Source organism: Paenibacillus rhizophilus (assembly GCF_003854965.1).
GTDB classification, from domain to species: domain Bacteria; phylum Bacillota; class Bacilli; order Paenibacillales; family Paenibacillaceae; genus Paenibacillus_AQ; species Paenibacillus_AQ rhizophilus.
The window spans coordinates 17,339-40,645 of sequence record NZ_RQPI01000015.1 but is presented as its reverse complement, the minus strand read 5'-3'; the positions used below and the strand labels follow the sequence as shown (position 1 = coordinate 40,645).

The following is a 23,307-nucleotide window of genomic DNA, read 5'->3' as shown; positions in this document are numbered from 1 at the left end:
TAAGGATTCGGGAGGAATCATACATGGAAAAGTGGAAGGTTATTCGCACAATCGAAGAGACGGGGATTATTGCCATTGTCCGGGGCACCAGGCCGCAGGAAATGATGCGCATCGCCTCCGCTCTCTATAATGGCGGAATTAGGGTCATTGAGGTCACATGCAACACGCCGGGCTATCTCGGCATGATCGAGCAATTGTCCGGCGAAATGGGAGAGAAAATGATTATCGGAGCCGGAACGGTCCTGAATACGGCGACGGCGCAGTCGGTCATCGACGCGGGAGCGACGTTCGCTCTTGCGCCCGATCTCAATCCCGAAGTCATTAAAGCGCTGCATGAGAAGAACAGACTGATTATTCCCGGCGTAGCCACTCCTACGGAGATGGTTCAGGCGCAGCGGCTTGGTGTCGATCTGATGAAGCTGTTCCCTGCAGGCGCGCTGGGCGCCCGCTTCCTCAAGGAAGTGCGCGGACCGCTGTCCGGTATTCGTTTTATTCCGGTAGGAGGCATCAATCTCGGCAATATCGGGGAGTTTGCCGAAGCGGGCGCGGTTGCATTCGGCATCGGCGGCGAATTGGTGAATAAGTCCGTGATCGATTCGGGCAGCTATGATCAATTGACCAAGCGGGCCGAGGATTTCATCGAAGCCGTTCGCCAGCATAGACACCGATAGGCAACAGGCAATAGGCAATATAATAGAAAATAGGAACTTATCAACTGCCGATTCGGTCCGAGTCGGCAGTTGTCGCGTTTGTCACATTTTCTCTTTTTTGCTATTCTTAATAGAAAATTCAAGAATGAAAGGTTCCCGCGCCATGCCTAAACCAAGAGAAAGCATTTATAAACGGTATATTCCGGCGGTTGCCGCCAAGCCCGATTTCGGCGGACCAGCCTATTGGTTCATCTTTAGCTCCGGCAGGCTGCTCGTTTCGGAATCTTCCGGCATGATCGGCATTCCGCTTGCGCAATCGATCGAGCAGCTTCATATTGCTCCGGTACGCACCTTGTATCTCGGGACTTTCGAAGAAATCCCATGCTTCGCCGTAGAAGCCCCTTCGGACGCGGCCGAGCCGGAAGGACTGGTGTTCCGCCCACTCCGGCCTCTGTACGACGTAATGGACGAAGACCTGTTCCATCTGGCGGGCAAGGCGATCCAGATGATCGCCTGGGACGACACGCATCAGTTCTGCAGCCGGTGCGGCACGCCGACGGTCCTGTCGCAAATCGAGAGATCGCGGGAATGTCCGGAATGCGGACTGGTCAGCTATCCGCGCCTGGCGCCTGCCGTAATTACCGCCATTCTGAAGGACAAGCAGATCCTGCTCGCCCATGCCCGGAATTTTCAAAATAATATGTACGGGCTGATTGCCGGCTTCGTCGAACCCGGTGAGACGCTGGAGGACTGCGTTAAGCGGGAGATTATGGAGGAGGTCGGAATCAAGGTCCATAATATTCGCTATTTTTCCAGCCAGCAGTGGCCGTTTCCCCATTCCTTGATGGTCGGTTTCGTTGCTGACTATGAGAGCGGAGAAATTACAGTGGACGGAGAGGAAATTGTCCATGCCGCCTGGTTCGATCCGGATAGCCTGCCGGGCATCCCGCCGAAGGTCAGTATTGCCCGCAAGATCATCGACTGGTACGTAGAGAACTATTCCTGACGGTAACCCCCTCCCTCCGCCATGCATATGCTGGATAGACAAATGCCCAGGATGGAGGAACACCTCATGAACTCTCTGTTCAGCTCTCCGGCGCTGACGCTTGCAGCAGATTCCAACAAGCATATCAATTATCGGCGGGATGCGGATAACTACCTCACCCAAGTGTTCGGAGCCCAGCTTCCTGCTATAGAAACGGGTTTTTTCAACGCCCATATGACCAAAGAATGCATCGTTCAGCCGCATTGGCATACGAACGCGGAGGAGCTTGTCTTTGTCATCAGCGGGGAAATCCTAACTTCCGTATTTAATCCTTGTACGCAGCAGCTCATGTCCTACAAGCTGACGCCAGGCCAGGTTTCCGTATTTCCAAAAGGATGGTTCCACTGGATTATCGTCTTATCGGAGCAGGCTCACTTTTTGGCCATTTTTGATGTCCCTACTCCCGATGTCGTCTACGGCTCCGATTTTCTGAAAGCCATCCCTCCGGAAGTCCTGAACCGGGCCTACTGTGTAGACGAGCAGAAATACAAGCAAGCGGTCGCTCCGCTGCAAGAATCCGTCATTTTAGGGCCTCCTCCGGGCTGCGTCTGCGGGAATAACCCACCGTCGGTTCAGGGAATCCAGAAGCATCCGTACCATAGCGGCCACCAAGCCGCAGCTTCTCACCCGTGTCCTCCCCACGGTCAAGTATATCTGCACGGTTATGCCGGGCAGCTTCATAACCGTTATCCTTATTCGAACTAAACGGAGCCCCGGTTTAGCGTTCGGTTCTGAGGGGTGGATTTTTCCTGAAAATATCAGAAAATGGACCGGGACAGCTCATTGCGGCTCGTATCCCAGCGCCACGGAATGGACCGGCCCTCCAGGTGCAGCCCGCCATACCACTCGTCTATGCCTTTTAGTGGAAGATAGTCCTCTTCTCCGGCCAGAACCTTTCGGCCCAGCGCGGTTAGAGTAATTCTGCAATGGGCAAAAGACGGTACCGCGCTGCTAAAGTCGGGAAAATCCTCCAAACCCTGAATATGCAGCAGCGGGTAAGGCTCCGTCGACATGTTCTTCAGGTGCTGCCAAAATTCCAGATCGCCCATGCCCAGCATATGCAGCTTATTCCCTACCTGCCCGAATAAAGCGTGAGGCCCATATTCCCCGTCCCGGACGGTCTCCAGCGTTGTCTGCTCAATGATCCCAAGTCCGTTATGCACAGAGGGGATACGGGATAAATGGGCCTCAAACGCCTTTTTCACAAAAGGCAGCGCAGAGGTATCTTCCTGAAGGAATCGGATATGCTGTTCGGGCAGGGGTGATGTATAGGCCTCCCACATTCGGCTTGCTAACTCCAGCTCCCGCGCTCCGACAGACTGCCAGGTACCGGATAATGCCATTAGCTGCTCGGCCGTCAGCTGCCCCAATCCGCGAAAACGTTCGACCCCCGGGTAATCTCCGATACACAGCAAGCTCAGCTTCGTCTCTCCAAGCGCCAGCGCAGCAAGGCAATGAAGCAAATAACACAGCATCGTCTGATCGAACAGATCGTATTCGAACCATAAGACGATTTCATTGTATTTTTTCAAGTCACGCAGAATTTGCTCCTGCTCTTCAATCTTCAAATACTCCTCCTGCGGAATCCCGAGCTTCCTTTCCAGATACCGCGCCCGCAGCTCCCGGTTATGCCTCTCCGCCATATCGCGGAATACAGGCCCTACCGAATAGATTTCCCTCCAGGCCACAACCTCGCCTTGAACGCCTCCCTGCCTGAGCTTATCCGCAACAGAATCTCCGTTTGTAATGTGCAGCATCTGATTTCCTCCTTCTAATTCTTAGGATAATTGAACACCCGAACAACTGAAAGAATACTCATAATTGCAAGTAAGTATAATGAAATTGTGATAAAAACAAAAGCAGCATTCGTTCAGACAGGCGCAAAGCTGCCAGTTCACTTGCTGTCTTCATTGCATAGCCATTTCTTTTCATTTATACTGATCAGGAATTGATTAATCACTAAATACCGACCATCATCGAAAGGCGGAAATCTCATGGCTAAAGACACGACGACATCCGTTAACCGCAAATCGGACATTATCTCGGCTGCAATCGAAGTGTTTGCGGAAATCGGCTACTACAGGGCAACTACGGCTCAGGTCGCTGAACGGGCGAAAATATCGCAGCCTTACATTTTTCGCTTTTTTCCCACTAAAGAAGTGTTACTGTTGACTGCTTTGGAGGTTTCTTGGGCCAGAATTATCGAGTCCTTCCATCAAGTTGTGCAATCTGCATCTCCCGATCGGCTTGAAACCGACCTGATCATCGCATACGAACAAATTCTGGGAGAATATCGGAATGAGGTGCTGCTTCAAATGCAGGCTCAGACCATTCAAGAACATTCGATTCGGGAAGCCATGCAGGGTGGCTTCAGGGAAGTCCGCCAAATCGTGCTTGACGCTTTCCGTCAGGCTGATATCGCGGATCCCGAAGAACGGACGATGCTGTTCCTGGCAAGGGGAATGTTATGCAATATTTCCGTAGCCATCAACCTGCCTGAATTAATGGAAACGTGAGAAGGTGGAAATCCTTCTCCTATTTGCGGGAATTCCCTAAGCGTTTTTTCTCATTTAGTTATTGACTGATCACTAACCTCGTGCTACGATCAAGATAAGTTAGTGATTGATCAATTACTTCATTGTCGAAAAGAGGCGGATGAAATATGATAAAAGCAATCGTCATTGGAGCAACAGGCGGAAGCGGCGCAGCCATTACAGCAGAGCTTGTTAAACGGGGGATTCGAACCATCGCCTTTGGACGTTCGCGTCAGAAGCTGGAGCAGTTCGCGGCCAGTCTCGGCAACCCGGTGAATTTGTCACTTGCCATAGGAGATGCTTTCCAGCCGGATGACATTGTATCGCAAGCGGACGGGGCAGACGTCTTGTTCCATTGCGCGAACGTCCCGTATCATGAGATGGTGGATAAGCTGATTCCGCTAGGGGAATCGGTCATGGAGGCAGCCAATCGGTTTGGCATTAAAGTGGTCGCGATAGATGGGATCTATCCATACGGAAGAAAGCAGATGGACCTTGTGACCGAAGATCATCCGAAACAGCCTCATACGAAAAAGGGGAAGATCAGGCTTGCCTATGAGCAAATGCTGTTCAGCAATCGGTGGAGCCATGCCAAGGTGATGATTGTCCGCTTGCCGGATTATTACGGCCCTACGGCTAATGAAGCCTCGTATTTGGGCTCAACCCTCCAAGCGATCGCAGCTGGAAAAATGGCTTTTTTCATCGGCAACATGCATGTTCCGCGTGAATACGTCTATTTGCCTGATGCCGCCGCCATGATTGCCGAATTAGCCGGCAAAGAATTTGCTTACGGACAGAATTGGCATATCCCGGGCTCCGGCGTGATTTCCGGCAAAGAAATCGTACGAATCGCCCAAGCCTCGACCGGCAGCGCCAAACCGGTCATTTCGCTTAAAAAAGCGGGGTTATCTCTGCTGGGCCTGGCCGTACCGGTCATGAAGGAGGTTGTCGAAATGCTGTATTTAACCGATGAACCCCTCACCTTAAGCGGAGAGAAATACGAACGGTTTATCGGACCGGTTCCGGCTACACCGTTTGAAGAGGGGATATCCTTTACCATCCGCACGTTACAGGAGCGGAAGTAATTCTTTTGCCGAAGTGGTAATTGATTGATCACTCAACAGAAGAGACCGCCATCTAAAACTTAAGCTCCCATAAAAAAGACCATCCCTTAAGCAGGATGGCCTTCTCTTTGCGGTTATTTGATTGACGGCAGGTATTCTTCCAGACGGTCCCACGTTTCGGTGATGCCCTGCTCCATTCCCATATCCATGACGGTCTTGAGCGCTTCGGCGGATTCAAAGCGTCCGCGGCTGATGACCTTCGTCTTTCCCTCATGCTCTACAAAAGTCATCGTAATGTGAGAGGAGGGCATCCCTTCCGTTACATTGCCTTCCGCATCCGAGAAGTAATCGGTATAGACGATGGTTTCGGGCTCCGAGATTTCCTGGTACACCGCTTTGCCCCAAGATTCCATTCCGTAGAAATCACCCTGCTTCTCATCGACACATTTCATACAGTAATGCCATACGCCGCCCGGACGAAAATCGACGTTGCAAACCGGAAGTGTCCAGCCGCGGGGTCCCCACCAATGCTTCAAATGCTCGGCTTCCGAAAACGCCTTAAATACCAGCTCGCGCGGCGCATCGAACACACGCTCCAGAACAAGTTCCTGACCTTCTACCCGGGTAACCATTTTGTTCGTCATTGAAAACTCCTCCTTAAGATTAGGTTTCCTTTGGTTCACTTTCCCCAGCCTGCAGCTTGTTCTCTTCGGCTTGGAGCTTCTGCAGATAAATGTTCAGATTGTCGAACCGTTCATTCCAGATCCTGCGGTAAGCATCAAGCCAGGAATCCAGCGCCCGAAACGGCTCGGCACGGAGCCTGTAGTTCCGGCGATTGGCCACGGCCTCCACTTCTACCAATCCGGCCTCCAGCAGAACCCGCAGATGCTTCGAGGCCTGGGGCTGGCGGAGCCCCAAATGATCGGCGATTTCCCCAACAGTCAAGGGACCGCCGCGCAAAAGCTCAACCATGCCTAACCGGTTAGGTTCGGCCAATGCGCTGAATGTCGTAATATTCATGGGATACGGCGCGGCCTATGCTTCCAATACGGGTCATTTCAGGCCACCTCATTTCATTTATTAAGTATCGGCTGCTTGATACACAAAGTATACCCCGTATTGAATATTCCTGTAAAGGAATATTTTAAAATTTGATATATCTTTCTCGGGCAGCGCCTGCTCTACTCCTTCGGCTCGCCCGCCGCCTCCCAGTGGGAGATTTCCTCCCGCACCCGCGGCGCGACCTCCGTCCCCAGCAGCTCAATGGCGCGCATCACGTCCTCATGCGGCATCGTGCCAAGCGGGGTATGCAGGAAAAAGCGGTTAATGCCTACGTTTTTGCGCAGGTGGATGATTTTGTTCGCCACTGTATCCGGATCGCCGACATACAGGGCTCCTTCAAAGCTGCGGGCGGCATCGAAGCTGGAACGGTCATAATGCCCCCAACCCCGTTCCCGTCCAATGACATTCATGCTTGCCTGAGTCGACGGAAAAAACTTATCGGCCGCTGTTTCGGTATCCTCCGCAATAAAGCCATGCGAGTGCGAGGCCACAGGCAGACGCGAGACGTCATGTCCCGCCTTCGCCGCCGCTCTCTTATATAGCTCAACAAGCGGCGCGAAATGAAGCGGACGGCCTCCAATGATCGCCAGCACCAGCGGCAGTCCGAGCAGCCCGGCGCGGATCACGGATTGCTGATTGCCCCCGCTGCCAATCCACACCGGCAAAGGATTCTGTACCGGACGCGGATACACGCCCAAATCCGGAATGGCTGGGCGATGCCCGCCTTCCCAGGTGACTTTTTCCGACTCCCGGATCTTGAGCAAGAGCTCCAGCTTCTCATCGAACAGCTCATCATAGTCATCCAAGTCATATCCGAACAGCGGAAAGGATTCGATAAAAGAACCCCGGCCCGCCATGATCTCCGCGCGTCCGCCCGATATGCCGTCCAGCGTGGCAAAATCCTGAAACACCCGCACCGGATCATCGGACGACAGCACCGTAACCGCGCTGGTCAGCCGGATTCGCTTCGTCTGCGCCGCCGCCGCGGCCAGCACAACCGCAGGCGAGGACGCCGCATAATCCTTGCGGTGATGCTCGCCCACGCCGTACACATCCAGCCCCACCCGGTCGGCCAGCACAATCTCCTCCACCACCTCGCGCAGCCGCTGCGCGTGACTCCTCACTTCTCCGGTATGCACATCCGGCGATGTCTCCACAAATGTGCTGATGCCTATCTCCATTGGCAGCGCCCCCTTCTTGTATCAAAATCAAGTAACTTTATTTTGAACGTTTCAGAAAGTGATATCAAGCATCCGTCCGGGCGGGGCATCGGCGCAGTTTTGTAAACGTGCGTTCCCCTGGTATGAAAAACAGCCGTTTCTACGTGTAACGTCTTCCCTTTGCATGAAAGAATCGAGTACATTAGGAATAGTTGACCGAACTTCAATTGAAAATCCATACCCCAAAGAAGGCTGGAACCATGAACCGTATAGAAATTGTTTATCAGGATTATGCCAATGAGAGAAATTTGAACAAGGCGGAGAGCGATATTTTGCATTTTCTAATTCAAAAAAAGTTTGACGGGCAGCAATTAAGTATTCGAAGTGCCGCCAATGATCTCTTCGTTTCCACGACCACGATTATCCGGCTTTGCAAAAAAATCGGTTTCAGCGGGTACAGTGAATTTGTGTACAACCTGAATTTAAAAGTGTCAAAAATGCTGGCCGGAAACGTCCAATCCGTAGAGGATATTCACCAGTCTTTAGCAGAATCCATCTTAATGTTCAGGAAGAATTTCGACCAAACCTTTGAATCGCTGAATCAATCCGCTATTCTGCATTTTCTGGACGAGATTAAAGAGCATAAAATGATTTATTTCTATGGTGCGGGCTTCTCCACGCTATTCTCCAATTACCTTGCCAAGAAACTTGAGCTGTTCGGCTATTACGTTTCCAATACGACAACCAATGACAGCAGAGGGATCTTTCTGAATAATATTCAAAAATACAAATTACTCGTTGTTTTTTCCCGTTCGGGCAACACAGGCAAGGTCATAGAAAAGGTGAAACTCGCCAAAGAGAATGGGCTCACGACCATCCTTTTCACTGGCAACGGCGGCAGCTCTACCGCTCAAATCGCGGATATCGTATTCACGGTGCTCGACCCGACTATTGAATCCCAGAATGAGTTCGAGGTGACCTCCTACGAATCCAACATGTTTATGCTTATTGATCTAATCCTGCTCCTGGCCATTAAGAAGGGGGTTATCAGAAAGGTTTAGACGGTATGACAAAGGGGTTCAGGATGTAACATGTTACTTGATCGGAACACAAGATACACAATGCTTGTAACCCCTTTCACAAAATAAAAAACGACGCTATACTCAGTTCATCAAATATTTGATAGCAACTACCTGAGACAAACGAAAGGAAGGGTTCTATGTGAGAAAGGCTTTAGTCAATAATCTTCAGCTATTCGGCAAATCCCTGTTTGCACCCATTCTGCTCTTGCCGATCATTGGCCTGTTCATTGCCTTTGGTAATGTTTTTGGCAATGGAAACTTGGCGCAATATGTTTCCTTCTTAGATTTCCCGCTGATCCAGAATACAGGAAAATTCATCTCATCCTCCGCCGTATCTATCCTGCAGAATCTGGCCCTGGTTTTTGCGGTGGGGATTCCGATCGGCCTGGCCAAAAAAGATAAAGGCTACGCTGCGCTAACCGGTTTGGTGACCTTCGTTATTTTTATCAACGCCATGCATCAGATTCTTGATTTAACCCATCGCCTGGTGCCGACGGAAACGATGAAATCGGCAGGGCAGGCCATGGTACTGAATGTGCAAGTGTTGGAAATGGGCGTATTCTCCGGTCTGTTCATCGGGGCGCTGGTGGGTGTGCTGCACAATAAATTTTGCAACACGGAATTCAAAGGCGTTCTGTCGATCTACTCCGGACACCGTTTTGTTGCCATTCTGGCTATTCCAAGCGCCATGATTCTCGGAGCGCTGGCTGCACAATTTTGGCCATATGCACAAACGGGCATTACTACAGTAGCTAACGGTATTCGGGGCATGGGAGTGTTCGGCTTCCTGGTGTACGGTTTCCTTGAACGGATTCTTGTCCCGACAGGGCTCCACCACCTTGTGTATACACCATTTCTTTATACGGAGCTCGGCGGTGTTGCCCATATCGGAAGTGAAACCGTTTACGGAGCGAGAAATATTTATTTTGCCGAGATGGCCGATCCAACGGTTTCCGTTCTGAGCAGTACAGTAAATTGGGATGCCCGCGGACTCAGCAAGATGTTTGGTTTAATGGGAGCGGCGCTTGCGATGTACGTCACTGCAAGTAAAGATAAAAAATCCTTAGCCAAAGCCATACTTCTGCCGGCAGCCGTGACCTCCTTTCTGCTCGGAGTGACGGAGCCGCTCGAATTCGCCTTCTTATTTACAGCTCCAATTCTGTTTGGGATCCATGCCGTTCTTACAGGAATAGGAATGATGCTGCTGAGCGTATTCCACGTTCATGCTATCGGCGCGAACGGTATTATTGATTTCCTTCTTTATAACCTGCCGCTGGGAACGACCAAATCGAATTGGCCGATGTTTATCCTGACCGGGCTTATGATGGCAACGATCTATTTCCTTGTCTTCCGATTCCTTATTCTCAAAATGAATCTAAAAACTCCTGGACGTGAAGATGATGCGGAAACCGCGGCGGCACCAAGTCCAGTTAAAGCGCCGGCATCCGGAGCCGCGGGCAAATTGCCTGTTCCATCGCTGATAGCCGCCGGCAATCAGTCCGCTCCCGCACCCACTCTCGGCGCGACAATTATTGCCGCTTTGGGTGGAAGCGATAACATTGAGAATATCGACAATTGCTATACCCGGCTGCGGCTTATTTTGAAAGATCCCGATGCGGTGAACGAAGGTGTGCTGAAAGAAACCGGCTCCAAAGGCATCATTAAATCGGGAAACAATGTGCAGGTTGTTTACGGTCTTCATGTCAAAACGGTTCGTGACCAAGTCGATCAACAATTAGGAGGAATATAAGATGACAACTTATAAATTGGCAGTAGCGGGCGGCGGCAGTACGTATACACCGGGGATTATCAGAAGCTTGATGGATCGACTGGAAGATTTGCCGTTATCGGAAATCCGCTTCTATGATATTGACGGGGAAAGACAATCCAAAGTGGTGGTTGCCGCAAAAGCGGTGATTGCCGAATATACGGATACCATTCAGGTCGTGGAAACAACCGATCCAAAGACCGCTTTTGAAGATGTGGATTTCGTCTTTGCCCAAATGCGGGTTGGAAAATACGCCATGCGGGAGCTGGACGAGAAAATCCCGCTTTCCCATAATGTTGTCGGCCAGGAAACCTGCGGTCCCGGCGGACTCGCCTACGGACTAAGAACCATTTTCCCTATGGTTGAACTCGTTGATTATGTAGATCAATATGCGAAAAAAAATGCTTGGATCGTAAACTATTCCAATCCGGCCTCTATTGTGGCGGAAGGTGTCCGCAAGCTAAGACCCCATGCCAGAATCATTAACATTTGCGATATGCCCGTTGCCACGATGCGCAATATGGCTGCTATTCTTGGGGTTAACCGGGAAGATTTGGTCGTCGATTACTTCGGGCTAAATCATTTCGGCTGGTTTACGAAAGTGGAAGTAGACGGTGTTGACCGTCTTCCGGAGCTGCGGGAACATGTCTACCAGCATGGTCTGCTGACCGAAGATGTTTCCAAAATCGATTACCGCCATGCCGATTCGTCCTGGATCAAGACCTTTAAAAATATCAAACTCATTATGGATCATTTCCCTGAGTACTTGCCTAATCCCTACTTGCAATATTACTTGTTCCCGGATTACATTGTGCAAACGTCGAATAAAGAGTACACACGCGCCAACGAGGTCATGGACGGCCGGGAGAAGACCCTGTTTGAAACGGTAAGAAAATATGAAGAAACCGGCATTCTCGAAGATGCCTTTGCCGTCGGCGTTCACGGCACGTTTATTGTGGATGTCACGATCTCCCTCGCTCAAAACCTGGGAAGAAGATATCTGGTCATGGTCGAGAACAATGGAACGATTCCAAACCTGCCGGCGGACGCTATGATTGAGGTTCCCGCGCTCATTACGAGCAGCGGACCGATTCCCGAACATGTGGGAGAGATTCCTTACTTCTACAAAGCTATGATCGACCAGCAATTAGCTTCGGAAAAAATCCTGGTGGAGGCGATTACGGAAGGCTCCTATATCAAAGCCCTGCAAGCCTTTACCTTGAACAAAACCATTCCTTCTGCGAAAGTGGCCAAGTCCGTACTCGATGACTTGATCAAAGCCAATAAAGATTACTGGCCCACGCTTTCGCAGGCCTACAAGGAAGGCGTACTCGTATAAGGCGCCTGAATAGAAAGATATCTGCCCTGAAAGATTCGGCAGTCCAACCCAAAGACCGGACAAGGACTTTCTTGTTCGGTCTTTTTTCATATGAGCCGCATGAATTTACCGTATATCTGTAACCGTGTAATGAAGCAGAACAATACCCGAACTGAAGCTCCTAGTTTCCAGCAGTTCAAGCTTCATTTGGGTGGCTTCTTTAAACAGCAGCTTGCCGTTCCCGATAACAACCGGAGTCAGCACCAGCAAATACTCGTCGATCAACCCTTCTTCGGCAAGCTGCTGCACAATGGAGCCGCTGCCAAATATCGTGATATCAGCGCCTTCGCCTTCTTTTAACCTTCTTACTTCCTCTGCAAGATTGCCGCTGAGCAACTTGGAATTCTCCCAGTTCACTTCCTGCAAAGTTGTGGAGAACACCACTTTGGTCATCTGGTTTAATTCATTGGCCATCATCCGGGCTCCTTCGGGAGCATTCGGATTGTTTGCCACATGCGGCCAGTAGCTTTCGAACATCTGGTAGGTCGCCCTGCCGAACAAGACCGTGTCGGGATTCATCATCTCATGCGCGGCTTTGTCGACCTCGGGATCATGGATAAACCAACCGATGTCTCCGCCGGGACCCGCATAATGACCATCGATAGAGATATTGTTGAACACAACAACTTTTCTCATAGGGCACCTCTTTCATAGTTAAATCAACATGCCGGCCGAAAACATCCTATTCGCGCAGATTACATACCAATCTTTAGCAGATTCCATCTCGTTATTCAATAAGTATTTCGGCGCAGTAGAAGAGACGCTTATATGCCGGCGTCGACATAAGGAAGGCCCCTCCAAGACTGCTTTGCCGGGGCCTTCCGTTCTCCTTATGAATTGTGCAAACCAGCTGTCCGATCCGTTAATCGGTTTGCAATAATGAACCGAGCGGTTCCAGAACCGTTTCGATCCCCTTTGTCGGATTGGGCAGATGGACGTGAAATGACGCTAAGATGCTTAACGTCAAGCCTGTCAGGATAAGCACGGAGTAAACGATTAGATCTTTGCTCCGTTTCTTTTTAATTAAATCGGGAATATCCCAGCCCGCCAGCATAATAAACAGGATGATAATCGCCAAGATCTTCATGCTTACTCAGACTCCTCTTCCACCATTATCATCGACTTGTTCGTCAGACCTGTGCGGACCAATTTCGCGTGAGGCTTAATGTCCACTTCCAGTTCGGGGAAAACATCATCCCAGCTGTCTTTAAACTGCCGATTCCACGCTTTCGGGTAAGTTCGGTATACAGCGGTTCCAAACCCGAATATGTCCGAATTGAACGTTTTTTGCGCCTTGTCGAGGGTTAATTGTATTCTTTTCTTAATGTCTTGTTCCAATTCCCGTTCGACAAATTGAATGACCCTCGGGTCACTCATATCCAGTTTGGAGTTATTCTCATATAAAGTGTTCTCCATAAAGATTTCCGCTTTGATTTTAAGCTTGCCATTTCTGAGAATCGGCTTGATCTCCGTCGTTTCCCTAACTGCCGCGGCACTGATCTTTCCCCCTCCTTTGTCCTCCGGAATGTCCACCGTCACAATGCTGGTCTTCAACTCATTGCGCAGCCACAGCACACCTCGTGTCTCCGCATCATTCAGCCAACCGACCAGCTTATCTTTACGGAAAACAGCTGAACCTGAAATGGCGGCGTTCATCTCCTGTCCGGAAGAGCTCTCTTCACTGTCAATCTCTGTGCTCATTAAAGCCACCTGAGCCGCGACCGGCTCGATCCCGTCTGCAAGCAGCATATGGAAAAAGTCTTTTAAGTAGATCTGAAGCCCAATATGGCGCTGCTCCTCTTCCCTGATTTCCTCAGCGGAAATCTTCTCCCATTTGGCGTTAAGCTTCAAAATATCCGCAGCTTTCCCTTGGGTGAATAATATAAAACTGCGCAGCCGGGATTCCCGGTAACGGACAAAAAAATCAAGCACGGGCGAAACGCCCTCCCGGGCCTGTTTCTCCCCGATGACAATAATCCGGCTATGGGAGAAAAACAATCTGCGGGGGAGCTTTTTCTGCAGCTTGCGGCAAGCGTCCATTATCGTCTCTCCCTTCTCCGATACGATGGCGGTAGGTTTTTCTCCCCCGGAGCCGGTTCCGCTACTGCTGGAATTCCCGACCGGTCCGAGCATCGTCGGAACCGCAATCTGCAGCGTGAGCAGGTACTTCCCGTCGTCCATCTTGTCAATGGCGGCAGCGGTCACAATTGAAAGATCATTTAGTTCAGTCCGGCTCCAGCAGCCGGTCATCGGCAGCATAACGAGGATTAGCAGCAGAATCCCTAGCTTTCTCATCATCCTCCTCCTTCCATGAACAGAGCTACCCGCCGCGCTTCGGGGGACGCGGCCGTAGTGTTCCTTTCATTCGCCGGGGATTGTTCTTGGCGGTCTCCGTTGAACGCCGGACCATTCCCCACCAAGGCACGCGTATAAGAACATCTTTCAGATCACTGGCATGCAGAGGAGCCAGCGGTGACAAATAAGGAACACCGAACGAACGCAAGCGCGACATATGGATCAGAATGAACAGAACACCGAGCAGCACGCCATACAGTCCGAGTGTTCCGGCCATAATCATCATTGGAAACCGAAGCAGCCGGATGGTAATGGCCTGGGAGTAGCTCGGAACGATGAAAGAAGCAATCCCTGTGATGGAAACGATAATAACCATGGGCGCGGACACGATCCCGGCGCTTACGGCAGCCTCGCCAATGACGAGCGCCCCGACGATGCTTACCGCTTGTCCGACCGGCCGCGGCAGACGCACCCCTGCTTCCCGGAGCGCCTCGAACGATATTTCCATCAGCAGCGCTTCGACAATAGCCGGGAACGGAACCGCTTCACGGGATGCGGCAGCGCTGAGCAGCAGGGATGTCGGCAGCATCTCCTGATGGAACGTCAGCAGAGCGATGTACAGCGATGGCAGCAGCAGAGCAATGACCAGGAACATATAGCGGAGCAGCCGGATCAACGTTGAGACGATATACCTTTGGTAATAATCTTCGCTGGCCTGCATCATTTCAAAGAAAGTGACCGGCAGGATCAGGGCAAAGGGAGTATTGTCAATCAGTATCCCGACCTTCCCTTCCAGCAGATTGCCAACGATTCGGTCGGGGCGCTCCGTATAATTAATCTGGGGGAAAATGGAAAATGGACTGTCCTCAATCAGTTCCTCCACATAGCCGCTCTCCAGAATGGCATCGATATCGATCCGGTTCATTCGCTTCCGGACTTCTTCGATGACGGCTTCGTCCGCGATCCCTTCCAGATATGTAATCGCAACATCGGTCTTCGATAATCGCCCCAGCTGCATTCCTTCTATTTTCAACTGCGGCGTTCTCAATCTGCGGCGAATGAGAGTGATGTTGGTAAGCAGATCTTCCGTGAATCCTTCCCTTGGACCGCGAATGACGGCTTCTGTAGCCGGCTCCTCAACCGCCCGCTTCCCCCAACCCCTCGCGCTGATGAACAGGGCCTTGTTCACGCCGTCAATGAGCAGCACCGTATCTCCGACCAGAATATGGTCTATGACATCCTGAATCTGCCCGCCGGTGTTTACTTGCGATGCCGTAATGACCTGGTTCTTGAGAAGACTCTCCAGTCCGGTCAGCGAAACTCCGGATTTCTGCTGCATTTGTTCGCCGTACTTGAGCAGAGGCTGCATGATGTCGGAATCGACAATGAGGGGATCAACCATCCCGTCCAGGAAAATCATCACCGCAGCTTGTGTATCGCCTAATTGAAATTCCCGGAATACGACGTCGGAGGACCGTTCAAAAGTCGTCCTCAGCATTCCTAAGTCCAGCGCAATCTCCCCACTGACGAGTTCGTTATTCGGCGGTGTCCGGTACTCCATTTCTAGTTCACCCTTTCAAGAGGTCATTACTTCTAATACAGTCACAAACTGGAAAACACTTATTTTGCTCCCTCATTCTCCCGCTCTCTTCCCGCCCAGCCGCCTGATTTTAGCAATAATTAACATCAAGAGAGGGAGTAGGATGACGAAAGGGAAGGAGAAAAACGGCCAAATTGTCCCAAGGAACACAGCATCCTCGATAAGATTTCCATATGCGGCGATAGAGAAAATAAAAATCAGAACACCTATGGGAATAACGACGGACCGGTAATCGGAAAGCCTGCACCACTGAGCTAACCCGACTGCAGCACAATAATAAAAGATGGCTATCTTCATAAATCCTGACGATATCCAAAGCGTCATGCCGAGAGTATCCATGTCGGTCAAGAAGCCCATCTTTTCGATGTACTTGATAATCTCGTGAGCCGGATAATTCAGTCTGGCAACGACTGATGGGCCAAGCACAAGAATAGCCGATAGCACGCTCATCGTAAGCATCAACCCGCCCAATAATACGGCAAAGATATAGGATCTTCTCACCTTCCGGATATTGCTGATATTGGGCAGCAGCATCGCAAATACAATGGTTTCGCCAAATGGAATTGAGGCTGCAGAGATCGAACCTTTCATGACAGGAACGATTCCATCGCCCAGAATAGGGAGCAGGTGATTCCATTTGAAGTCCGTTATCAGCAGTACGATGATGAGCAGGACGATCAGTTGACGAAAAGGCAAAATGAGCTCATTGACTCGCCCAAGCGTTTCAATCCCTCCCCGAATGGCATACGCGACTACGGCCAGCATCGATCCGCTTACGATAATGGCGGGAGTACCCGGCAGCGCGGTCACCGTCACATAATCGCGAAAAATCCCAATAACGAGCGCTCCCGAATAAAAAGGGTACAGCACGTACAGAAAGCCGACTATTTTTCCAATCCATTTTCCCAATATGATTTCGCTGTACTGGATAATGCTCTGCTCCGGAAACAAAAGCCCCAAGTTGGTAAATATAAGAACAACCGCTATTCCAATCAAGGCGGCAAAAATAATGGTGAGCCAACCGTCTTGTTTAGCAAAGGAAGCTGCACTGGACGGAACGATTACAGAGGCGCTTCCCAATAAGAACGTAAACATCAAAAAACCTGCCTGCCTTGCATTAATTTTTCCGCGATCCAGCATTGTTGTCCCTCCAAAATCCAAGCCTACTTAGAATATTTTCCTAATGGAGGTTTAAATAACCGCTCGGCGCAATGTTTATTTTTACCTTGATTGCAAATACTGGTGTTTATTATTTCCCACGGGAAAGGACATGACATGGCTCAGGAAAAAATTAGCGGGTGGCAGCTTATTTCCATCATCATCCTGTTTGAAATCGGGACTACGGTTCTCTTTGGATTGCGTATGCAGGCCAAGCAAGATGAGTGGCTGGCTATATTAGCCGCGATGCTCGGCGGACTAGCGTTAATGTGGGTCTACACAAAGCTATGCGAATATTATCCGAGCCGAACACTTGTACAAATGATTCCCGAGATCGTTGGAAAATGGCTCGGATATCCGCTATCGCTTATTTATATAGTGAATTTTGCTTATGAGTCTTCACGGGTATTGCGAGACTTTGGGGAACTCATAGCGCAGACGATCTTGACGGAGACACCGACATTAGTGGTGATGGCAGGGTTCATGCTCAGCATCGTCTATTGTTTGCGCGGCGGGCTGGAAGTGCTCGGACGTTTGGGGGAAATATTGTTTCCGGTTGCCTTTGTGGCCTTTGTCCTAGGGTGGATTCTGATCTTCAGTTCTCAAATTCATCATTTTGAGTATACAGAACCGGTTTTAGCTAAAGGGCTTAAACCCATATGGGACGCGGTATTTCCCTTCCTTATCGTATTTCCGTTCGGACAATCGCTGCTGTTCATGATGTTTGCCACAGACTTGAATGACCGCAGCGGCATCAGAAAAGCCGGGATGATTGCGATACTTGCGTCAGGCATCATCTTGGCATTAAATATGCTGGGGCTTATTTCTGTATTTGGTCCTCTCGTTCTTAAAGAAACGGAATTTCCGCTATACACCGCCATTGGCATGGTCAATCTGGGAGATTTTATTATGAACCTGGATGCGCTCGCAATCCTGATGATGGTGCTGGGCGGATTCTTCAAGCTGGGGGCATTCATGTACGGTACCGTACTCGGAACCGCGCAGCTGTTCAAATTGAAATCTTACTATCCCCTCCTTATTCCATGGGGCACGATTATTCTGGCATTGTCTTTTATCATTGCGTCAACTTACTCGCAACATATTTATATTGGCTGGAACATCTCCATACCTTATATATTTTTCCCGCTCTATGTGGTGATCCCCATTCTATTATTGATCATTGCCGCTATTCGTAAAATGGTGAGCAAATGAATAAGGTCGAAAAAGGGCCGCTCCGCATGTAGAGTTCTCTACCGCAGGGCGGCCCTTCTATAGCTTTTTCTGATCCACCTTCGCCTGTTCGTTCCGCCGGTTAGGTTTGAATCCTGTCATTTACCACAGCGTATACCCTGCTTCGACAAGGATTTTATACCATTGCTCTTTGGTCAACTCCACGCCGGCCGCCGATTTTATGGCCCGCTCAATCCGCTCCTTGTTTCCGGTGCCCAGTACGATGGCGGGATTGGACGAGTGCTTGAAGACCCATTTGTAGATGACCTCGTCGAGATGTTTCAGCCCCAGTTCCTGCCGAATATTTTCCAGGACGTTATGCATGTTCTCCTCAAACGCACTAGTCGGTTTAAAAATTCGTCCGCCCGCCAGAGGCGACCAAATCATCGGGGATATCCCCTCTTTTAGGCAGTGGGTCATTGTGCCGTTAGTATAGTTCTGGATGCCCAGCGGATTCAGCATAAATTGGTGAGTGACAAAATGAATGTCCGAATATTTTTGCAAAGTGTCAAATTCAAGTGGGCTGTGATTGGACAATCCGAAATACTTGACCTTTCCCTCGCTTTGAAGCTGAAGGAGAGTTTCATTAAGCTCGCGCGGATCGATCAAAAGGTCAAACATATGAATCAACAGGATATCAATGTAACCGCAATGAAGCTTGTCCAAGGAATCGTTGACCTGCGCCAAAATATACTCTTTATCCGTGTTGAAAAAACGGGTTTTAATATGGGGATTTCGGGCATTCGGCACACTGATCGCGCATTTCGTGACGATCTCGATTTTCTCCCGCAGGGACGGCTTCAGTTGCAGAGATTCGCCAAAAAGCGCCTCGTTTCGATGATCGCCGCCGTATATATCGGCATGGTCAAAAGTTGTGATTCCCCGCTCAATGCACCATTCGATAAATTCCACCGCTTGTTCGGCACTTAAATTCCAGTCATTCATTCTCATGCATCCAATGACCAGTTTGGAAATGGAAAGCTGCTCATTTAATTGAATTTTCAACACTGTCACCCACCTTGTACCTTAGAATATAACAAGCTAAACCCGCTCTCATTATACATTTTTAGGAAAGCGATTACTTTAGATGTTTTCGGATGTTTCTTTATAAAACTCTTGGATTTCATTTCCGACTGCCTATCCCAAATCGCCTTTGGAATAAGGGCTTTCACAGGTTTGATTTAATCCTTTTGTAAGGATTCGAGTCGGCGGGATACGGTATAATCGCTACAAGGCGATTGCATTCAGGAAGAAAGGGGGAATGCTGTATGACCATTAAAATTTTAATTGTAGACGATGAGTCGAATATACGGGACGTGTGCACGCGTTATTTGGAGCGGGAAGGGTATCAGGTGCTGGTGGCAGCGGACGGTGAGGAATCGTTGCGGGTATGGCGGGAAACCACGCCGGATTTGATCATTCTCGATGTTATGATGCCGAAAAAAAGCGGCTTCCAGGTATGCGAGGAGATCCGCAATGAGCATGATGTTCCGGTCATTATGCTGACGGCGCGCGGGGAGGAGGGCGACCGCATTATCGGGCTGACGATGGGCGCCGACGATTATATAACGAAGCCCTTCAGCCCGAGAGAGCTTGTCCTGCGGGTTAAGGCGATTCTTCGCAGGCTGCATTTCTCAGGCCAGCCGCAGCAGCCCTCCTCACCTTCGCTCGCAGCAAAGGAATTGATCCGCTTCCCGGGTCTTGCCATCCATCTGCCGAGCAGGGGTGTGGAGGTGGACGGCGTCCGGATCGAGTTGACGGTCAAAGAGTTTGAGCTGCTGACGCTGCTCGCCGCTCATCCGGAGCAGGTATTTTCCCGGAGCCAGCTGCTTAATAAAGTGTGGGATGTCGATTATTACGGAGATACAACGACGGTTACCGTTCATATCCGGCGTCTTCGGGAAAAGATAGAAGCCAACCCCTCGGAGCCGGATTACATCAAAACGGTCTGGGGGATCGGCTATAAATTTGAGGGGCAGGAAGTTCCATGAAGCTAAGACTGGGTTTGCGTTCTTATTTGCTGCTGCTGAATGGGGTCAGCATCGCCGTCATTCTAGTAAGCGTGTCGGTCACTTACCGGTATATGCTGCTGTCCTGGAACGAATATGTGCTCATTACGTGCATCACAGTGGGAGCGGGTTTCGTTTCGCTGCTCGTCCATGCTCTTCTGACCCGTCCGCTTGCGAGGTGGATTCGTGTGCTTGCCGGCGAAACGCAGCGGGTCGCAAGCGGGGACTTCAACACCGATGTTCCGCGCATAGGGCCGCTGGAATTTCAGCGGCTGGCTGCCCAATTTAATCAAATGTCAGGCACACTGCGCGAGCTGTTCGACCGGCTCCATGCGTCGGAAGAGGCAAGGTCGGAGCTGATCGCGAACGTTTCGCATGATCTGCGGACGCCGATGGCATCCATCCAATCGTTCGTAGAGGCGCTGCAGGATGATGTGATTCAGGACCGTGAGACGTTTGACCGTTACTTGCAGACGATTCGGCTCGAAACCCGGAGGCTGAACGGGCTTATCGACGATTTGTTTGAGTTGTCGCGGCTCGATGCCGGCGCTTTGGAGCTTCGGCAGCAGCCCGCCGCGGTGGACAGTCTGATTGTGGAGGTGCTGCAGAGTTACTATCTGCACCTGAGCGAGAAGCAGATCGAAGTGGACGTGCGGTTGCCGGAGGATTTAGGCCCGGTATGGATCGATGCCTTTGAGATCAAGCGGGCGCTCGGCAATTTGCTGCAGAATGCCATTCGTTTCTCTCCGGCCTCCGGAGCCATTGTCATTGAAGCCAGGGAATGCGCCGATGCTTACGTGGAGCTGTCCGTGACAGATCAAGGGCCGGGGATTGCGGAGCCGTACCAAGACCGGGTGTTTGAGCGGTTTTACCGGACGGACCCGTCACGCGGGCGGGAAGGCGGCGGCGGAGCCGGGCTTGGACTGGCGATTGTGAAATCGATTGTCCAGCGGCACGGCGGAGAGGTCGGGGTGCAGAGCCGGGAAGGGAAGGGGAGCCGCTTTTGGCTCACGGTGCCGCAAACGAGAATGTTTTGAATTTGTTAATCCTTTTGTAAGGATTCCGTTAGTCTTTCTTAAGAGCCCTTCGGTATCGTTAAGACCGTAGAACAAACCATCTTAAGGAGGAAACACCTATGAATCCAATGAAAAAAGCCGCTGCCGTATCCACTCTTTCCATCGTCCTTCTTCTCCCGGGAATCGCCCAAGCGGATACGATGAAACCGATGGACTCAGGAAGAAACTCCTCGAAGGCGCCTAACATGATGATGGAGCAGAACAAGATGATGGGGACCGGAAACCAGACCGATATGATGATGATGAACGGGATAGCCTACGTGCCGCTTCGGCTGCTGGCCGAGACGCTGGGCTACATGATCATGTGGAACGGCGACGACCAGTCGATCACCCTAACCTATATGGGTATGGATATGGGAATGGGCATGGATATGGATATGTCGGACAACCCGGACCAAGCGATGAAGGACATGTATACGGTAAAGGTGATGCTGGATTCGAAGGACATCATGGTCGGAATGGATAAAAAAATGCTCGCTCATGCTCCGATTCGCATGAATGGCAAAACCTATGTAACGAAGGATTTTATCTCCATGTACCTGCTTGCACCCTTTATGATGAAGTCTATGTAGGCGGCAGTGAAGGCCGATGCCCGAAAGGGGCGTCGGCTTTTTTTCAAATTGATCGGACCTCATCTTGTTTTAACTTATAATGAAAAATCAACACGGCTATAACCATTAGAACAATCGCCGCTAAATAGAGATAAACGTAGGATAGTTGTTCAACAACAACTCCGCCAAGCATGGGTCCGATCGCTCTGCCTAAGGTAGACGACATATTTACAAAACTTTGATAGGAACCTTTTGCATGAGATGGTGAAATCGCATTAATCATTGCAGGTATAGCAGGAAACACAAACATTTCTCCTAAGGTAAGCAAGACAATAGCAGCCATGAACCCTATATACTGCTGACTAAATATGAGGACAATGAAAGAAAAAATAAACAGCGTAACGCCCATATAAATCTGTATTTTATAAGTATGAGCCACTTTTTTAATAATTAACGAAATCAGCGGCTGGCCTAAAATAATAAGTATGGCATTGATCGTCCATAAGAAGCTATATTGTTTAATTGAAATATTGTATTTTGGCAAATAGGCCGAAATGTTGCTTTGCCATTGGACATAACCCATCCACACCACGAAGTAAACAAAACAGATGATAAATACATGGACTAATAGTTTACCCTTGCGGCTATCTCCTGCTTCATTTAACTCTTTAGAATCACTTTGTGGAGGAATGGCTCCTATATCTTTATAAAACAATAAAACGATGATTAGAAAGGCGATGTATAATAACAAGTTCGCTATAAATATAAGAGAAATATTGATATCCGCAATGAAACCGGCAATCGATGTTCCGGCAGCTACTCCGATATTAAGCCCTAAGTAAATGGAATTAAATACATAACGATGATCATAGCCTGATACACGGGTCGCCAGCGAATTAACGGATGTAAAAATAATGCCTGTACCCAAACCCAGGATCACTAAAAATACGGCGTAAAGAGGCCAGTCATGATTAATAACTAAACCAATAAGCGAAATAATCGAGATAAACAGTCCGAGTAGAACCGTTTTATAGCCACCTATCCTATCAGATAACCGCCCGCCGAAAAAATTGCCGATTAACGTTGTAATAGAATCCATGAATAACACAAAACCAGCAACAGCCAGTGATTTTCCCAGGTGATCGTGCATGTAAATCGTATTTAACGGCCAAATAAAACTGATTCCCGCATTGTTCAAAATTGATCCTGTGACTAACCATTTTAACTTTGAATTTTTCATTTGTTTAACATATCCTTATAAAAGCTCATTCGATCAATTATTTTTGCCCTATTGTTCTCTATGACTTTTCTTTTTTCATCGAGTTCCCGTAAATGACTTTCCAGTACAGCTAAACGTTTCATTAATATGCTTATTAGTTGAGCATTCACAGTTAATGTGCTATTTTCACTCACACAACCCTCTTTTCCAAAATGGATAATCTCTTCTAACGACAGTCCCATTTCCTTTAAATCCTTAACAAACTCGATAAAGGCAATGTCTTCGTCACTATACTCTCTTATACCGGAACAATTCTTATTAACTGCAGGAAGCAGACCTATTTCTTCATAATAGCGTAGTGTGTGCGTAGACAACCCCGTTAACTGCGAAACATCACTTATTTTATACATATCATTTATCCCCCTT

The 23,307-nt window shown here is 49.6% G+C and carries 24 protein-coding genes; 12 read left to right on the top strand and 12 right to left on the bottom strand.

Annotated features, from left to right (window positions below; genetic code table 11):
• The first annotated feature begins 23 nt into the window (after nt 1-23).
• The 3 genes from EH198_RS19885 to EH198_RS19875 all read left to right on the top strand — a co-directional run bounded on the left by EH198_RS19885 (nt 24) and on the right by EH198_RS19875 (nt 2,400).
• Entirely contained in the window at nt 24-671 is a 648-nt protein-coding gene (locus EH198_RS19885; RefSeq protein WP_124697273.1) for a bifunctional 4-hydroxy-2-oxoglutarate aldolase/2-dehydro-3-deoxy-phosphogluconate aldolase, read from the top strand.
• 142 nt (nt 672-813) lie between these two features.
• Entirely contained in the window at nt 814-1,656 is an 843-nt protein-coding gene (nudC, locus tag EH198_RS19880; RefSeq protein WP_124697272.1) for an NAD(+) diphosphatase, read from the top strand.
• A gap of 66 nt (nt 1,657-1,722) precedes the next feature.
• Nucleotides 1,723-2,400: a cupin domain-containing protein gene (locus EH198_RS19875; RefSeq protein ID WP_124697271.1), complete on the top strand. Its 678-nt coding sequence runs from the start codon at nt 1,723-1,725 to the stop codon at nt 2,398-2,400.
• A gap of 53 nt (nt 2,401-2,453) precedes the next feature.
• On the opposite strand, the gene EH198_RS19870 is transcribed toward EH198_RS19875, so the two are convergent.
• Nucleotides 2,454-3,452 carry a DUF1835 domain-containing protein gene (locus EH198_RS19870; RefSeq protein ID WP_124697270.1) on the bottom strand — a complete coding sequence of 333 codons (999 nt, stop codon included), beginning with the start codon at nt 3,450-3,452 and terminating at the stop codon, nt 2,454-2,456.
• Nucleotides 3,453-3,689: 237 nt separating this feature from the next.
• Here EH198_RS19870 and EH198_RS19865 point away from each other — a divergent pair, with 237 nt between their 5' ends.
• The gene (locus tag EH198_RS19865; protein ID WP_124697269.1) at nt 3,690-4,211 is read left to right on the top strand and encodes a TetR/AcrR family transcriptional regulator; all 522 of its coding nucleotides are present in this window, start codon (nt 3,690-3,692) and stop codon (nt 4,209-4,211) included.
• A 146-nt stretch (nt 4,212-4,357) separates the two neighbouring features.
• The gene (locus EH198_RS19860) at nt 4,358-5,314 is read left to right on the top strand and encodes an NAD-dependent epimerase/dehydratase family protein (protein ID WP_124697268.1); all 957 of its coding nucleotides are present in this window, start codon (nt 4,358-4,360) and stop codon (nt 5,312-5,314) included.
• A gap of 113 nt (nt 5,315-5,427) precedes the next feature.
• On the opposite strand, the gene EH198_RS19855 is transcribed toward EH198_RS19860, so the two are convergent.
• The 3 genes from EH198_RS19855 to EH198_RS19845 all read right to left on the bottom strand — a co-directional run bounded on the left by EH198_RS19855 (nt 5,428) and on the right by EH198_RS19845 (nt 7,536).
• Nucleotides 5,428-5,937, bottom strand: coding sequence for an SRPBCC domain-containing protein (locus EH198_RS19855; RefSeq protein ID WP_124697267.1), 510 nt, complete (start codon nt 5,935-5,937; stop codon nt 5,428-5,430).
• Nucleotides 5,938-5,956: 19 nt separating this feature from the next.
• Complete coding sequence (locus EH198_RS19850) at nt 5,957-6,313, bottom strand: ArsR/SmtB family transcription factor (protein WP_124697266.1); 357 nt, start codon at nt 6,311-6,313, stop codon at nt 5,957-5,959.
• Nucleotides 6,314-6,474: 161 nt separating this feature from the next.
• The gene (locus EH198_RS19845; RefSeq protein WP_124697265.1) at nt 6,475-7,536 is read right to left on the bottom strand and encodes an LLM class flavin-dependent oxidoreductase; all 1,062 of its coding nucleotides are present in this window, start codon (nt 7,534-7,536) and stop codon (nt 6,475-6,477) included.
• A 239-nt stretch (nt 7,537-7,775) separates the two neighbouring features.
• On the opposite strand from EH198_RS19845, the gene EH198_RS19840 reads away from it, so the two are divergent.
• The 3 genes from EH198_RS19840 to EH198_RS19830 all read left to right on the top strand — a co-directional run bounded on the left by EH198_RS19840 (nt 7,776) and on the right by EH198_RS19830 (nt 11,704).
• Complete coding sequence (locus EH198_RS19840) at nt 7,776-8,576, top strand: MurR/RpiR family transcriptional regulator (RefSeq protein WP_124697264.1); 801 nt, start codon at nt 7,776-7,778, stop codon at nt 8,574-8,576.
• Nucleotides 8,577-8,736: 160 nt separating this feature from the next.
• Entirely contained in the window at nt 8,737-10,347 is a 1,611-nt protein-coding gene (locus EH198_RS19835; protein WP_124697263.1) for a PTS transporter subunit EIIC, read from the top strand.
• A gap of 1 nt (nt 10,348) precedes the next feature.
• Nucleotides 10,349-11,704, top strand: a complete 1,356-nt coding sequence (locus EH198_RS19830; protein WP_124697262.1) for a 6-phospho-alpha-glucosidase — start codon at nt 10,349-10,351, stop codon at nt 11,702-11,704.
• Between the two features lie 105 nt (nt 11,705-11,809).
• Here EH198_RS19830 and EH198_RS19825 read toward each other — a convergent pair whose 3' ends face one another.
• The 5 genes from EH198_RS19825 to EH198_RS19805 all read right to left on the bottom strand — a co-directional run bounded on the left by EH198_RS19825 (nt 11,810) and on the right by EH198_RS19805 (nt 16,778).
• Nucleotides 11,810-12,379, bottom strand: a complete 570-nt coding sequence (locus EH198_RS19825; RefSeq protein ID WP_124697261.1) for a dihydrofolate reductase family protein — start codon at nt 12,377-12,379, stop codon at nt 11,810-11,812.
• A 226-nt stretch (nt 12,380-12,605) separates the two neighbouring features.
• Nucleotides 12,606-12,830, bottom strand: a complete 225-nt coding sequence (locus EH198_RS19820) for a hypothetical protein (protein ID WP_124697260.1) — start codon at nt 12,828-12,830, stop codon at nt 12,606-12,608.
• A 2-nt stretch (nt 12,831-12,832) separates the two neighbouring features.
• Nucleotides 12,833-14,038 carry a Ger(x)C family spore germination protein gene (locus EH198_RS19815; protein ID WP_185702984.1) on the bottom strand — a complete coding sequence of 402 codons (1,206 nt, stop codon included), beginning with the start codon at nt 14,036-14,038 and terminating at the stop codon, nt 12,833-12,835.
• A gap of 25 nt (nt 14,039-14,063) precedes the next feature.
• A complete protein-coding gene (locus EH198_RS19810) occupies nt 14,064-15,599 on the bottom strand; it encodes a spore germination protein (RefSeq protein ID WP_124697258.1) in 1,536 nt (511 codons plus the stop codon).
• A gap of 72 nt (nt 15,600-15,671) precedes the next feature.
• Nucleotides 15,672-16,778 carry a GerAB/ArcD/ProY family transporter gene (locus EH198_RS19805; RefSeq protein ID WP_124697257.1) on the bottom strand — a complete coding sequence of 369 codons (1,107 nt, stop codon included), beginning with the start codon at nt 16,776-16,778 and terminating at the stop codon, nt 15,672-15,674.
• A 135-nt stretch (nt 16,779-16,913) separates the two neighbouring features.
• Here EH198_RS19805 and EH198_RS19800 point away from each other — a divergent pair, with 135 nt between their 5' ends.
• Nucleotides 16,914-18,008, top strand: a complete 1,095-nt coding sequence (locus EH198_RS19800) for a GerAB/ArcD/ProY family transporter (protein ID WP_124697256.1) — start codon at nt 16,914-16,916, stop codon at nt 18,006-18,008.
• A gap of 120 nt (nt 18,009-18,128) precedes the next feature.
• On the opposite strand, the gene EH198_RS19795 is transcribed toward EH198_RS19800, so the two are convergent.
• Nucleotides 18,129-19,031, bottom strand: a complete 903-nt coding sequence (locus tag EH198_RS19795; protein ID WP_124697255.1) for an aldo/keto reductase — start codon at nt 19,029-19,031, stop codon at nt 18,129-18,131.
• 263 nt (nt 19,032-19,294) lie between these two features.
• On the opposite strand from EH198_RS19795, the gene EH198_RS19790 reads away from it, so the two are divergent.
• The 3 genes from EH198_RS19790 to EH198_RS19780 all read left to right on the top strand — a co-directional run bounded on the left by EH198_RS19790 (nt 19,295) and on the right by EH198_RS19780 (nt 21,683).
• Entirely contained in the window at nt 19,295-20,017 is a 723-nt protein-coding gene (locus EH198_RS19790; RefSeq protein WP_124697254.1) for a response regulator transcription factor, read from the top strand.
• Nucleotides 20,014-21,072 (top strand): sensor histidine kinase, encoded by a 1,059-nt coding sequence (locus EH198_RS19785; protein WP_124697253.1) that lies wholly within the window; start codon nt 20,014-20,016, stop codon nt 21,070-21,072. Before EH198_RS19790 ends, EH198_RS19785 begins: the two co-directional genes overlap by 4 nt.
• 98 nt (nt 21,073-21,170) lie before the next feature.
• Entirely contained in the window at nt 21,171-21,683 is a 513-nt protein-coding gene (locus EH198_RS19780; protein ID WP_124697252.1) for a copper amine oxidase N-terminal domain-containing protein, read from the top strand.
• A 43-nt stretch (nt 21,684-21,726) separates the two neighbouring features.
• On the opposite strand, the gene EH198_RS19775 is transcribed toward EH198_RS19780, so the two are convergent.
• A complete protein-coding gene (locus tag EH198_RS19775; RefSeq protein ID WP_124697251.1) occupies nt 21,727-22,902 on the bottom strand; it encodes an MDR family MFS transporter in 1,176 nt (391 codons plus the stop codon).
• Nucleotides 22,899-23,291: a MerR family transcriptional regulator gene (locus EH198_RS19770; RefSeq protein ID WP_124697250.1), complete on the bottom strand. Its 393-nt coding sequence runs from the start codon at nt 23,289-23,291 to the stop codon at nt 22,899-22,901. Before EH198_RS19770 ends, EH198_RS19775 begins: the two co-directional genes overlap by 4 nt.
• Nucleotides 23,292-23,307: the final 16 nt, after the last annotated feature.

What these genes read in the sequence shown, in the direction of transcription:
- EH198_RS19860 (WP_124697268.1), top strand. Translation starts at nt 4,358, where the DNA reads ATGATAAAAGCAATCGTCATTGGAGCAACAGGCGGAAGCGGCGCAGCC.
- EH198_RS19805 (WP_124697257.1), bottom strand. Translation starts at nt 16,778, where the DNA reads ATGCTGGATCGCGGAAAAATTAATGCAAGGCAGGCAGGTTTTTTGATG.
- EH198_RS19815 (WP_185702984.1), bottom strand. Translation starts at nt 14,038, where the DNA reads ATGAGAAAGCTAGGGATTCTGCTGCTAATCCTCGTTATGCTGCCGATG.
- EH198_RS19790 (WP_124697254.1), top strand. Translation starts at nt 19,295, where the DNA reads ATGACCATTAAAATTTTAATTGTAGACGATGAGTCGAATATACGGGAC.
- EH198_RS19875 (WP_124697271.1), top strand. Translation starts at nt 1,723, where the DNA reads ATGAACTCTCTGTTCAGCTCTCCGGCGCTGACGCTTGCAGCAGATTCC.
- EH198_RS19800 (WP_124697256.1), top strand. Translation starts at nt 16,914, where the DNA reads ATGGCTCAGGAAAAAATTAGCGGGTGGCAGCTTATTTCCATCATCATC.
- EH198_RS19885 (WP_124697273.1), top strand. Translation starts at nt 24, where the DNA reads ATGGAAAAGTGGAAGGTTATTCGCACAATCGAAGAGACGGGGATTATT.
- EH198_RS19785 (WP_124697253.1), top strand. Translation starts at nt 20,014, where the DNA reads ATGAAGCTAAGACTGGGTTTGCGTTCTTATTTGCTGCTGCTGAATGGG.
- EH198_RS19810 (WP_124697258.1), bottom strand. Translation starts at nt 15,599, where the DNA reads ATGGAGTACCGGACACCGCCGAATAACGAACTCGTCAGTGGGGAGATT.
- EH198_RS19855 (WP_124697267.1), bottom strand. Translation starts at nt 5,937, where the DNA reads ATGACGAACAAAATGGTTACCCGGGTAGAAGGTCAGGAACTTGTTCTG.
- EH198_RS19865 (WP_124697269.1), top strand. Translation starts at nt 3,690, where the DNA reads ATGGCTAAAGACACGACGACATCCGTTAACCGCAAATCGGACATTATC.
- EH198_RS19770 (WP_124697250.1), bottom strand. Translation starts at nt 23,291, where the DNA reads ATGTATAAAATAAGTGATGTTTCGCAGTTAACGGGGTTGTCTACGCAC.
- EH198_RS19845 (WP_124697265.1), bottom strand. Translation starts at nt 7,536, where the DNA reads ATGGAGATAGGCATCAGCACATTTGTGGAGACATCGCCGGATGTGCAT.
- nudC (WP_124697272.1), top strand. Translation starts at nt 814, where the DNA reads ATGCCTAAACCAAGAGAAAGCATTTATAAACGGTATATTCCGGCGGTT.
- EH198_RS19850 (WP_124697266.1), bottom strand. Translation starts at nt 6,313, where the DNA reads ATGAATATTACGACATTCAGCGCATTGGCCGAACCTAACCGGTTAGGC.
- EH198_RS19870 (WP_124697270.1), bottom strand. Translation starts at nt 3,452, where the DNA reads ATGCTGCACATTACAAACGGAGATTCTGTTGCGGATAAGCTCAGGCAG.
- EH198_RS19775 (WP_124697251.1), bottom strand. Translation starts at nt 22,902, where the DNA reads ATGAAAAATTCAAAGTTAAAATGGTTAGTCACAGGATCAATTTTGAAC.
- EH198_RS19780 (WP_124697252.1), top strand. Translation starts at nt 21,171, where the DNA reads ATGAATCCAATGAAAAAAGCCGCTGCCGTATCCACTCTTTCCATCGTC.
- EH198_RS19840 (WP_124697264.1), top strand. Translation starts at nt 7,776, where the DNA reads ATGAACCGTATAGAAATTGTTTATCAGGATTATGCCAATGAGAGAAAT.
- EH198_RS19825 (WP_124697261.1), bottom strand. Translation starts at nt 12,379, where the DNA reads ATGAGAAAAGTTGTTGTGTTCAACAATATCTCTATCGATGGTCATTAT.
- EH198_RS19820 (WP_124697260.1), bottom strand. Translation starts at nt 12,830, where the DNA reads ATGAAGATCTTGGCGATTATCATCCTGTTTATTATGCTGGCGGGCTGG.
- EH198_RS19830 (WP_124697262.1), top strand. Translation starts at nt 10,349, where the DNA reads ATGACAACTTATAAATTGGCAGTAGCGGGCGGCGGCAGTACGTATACA.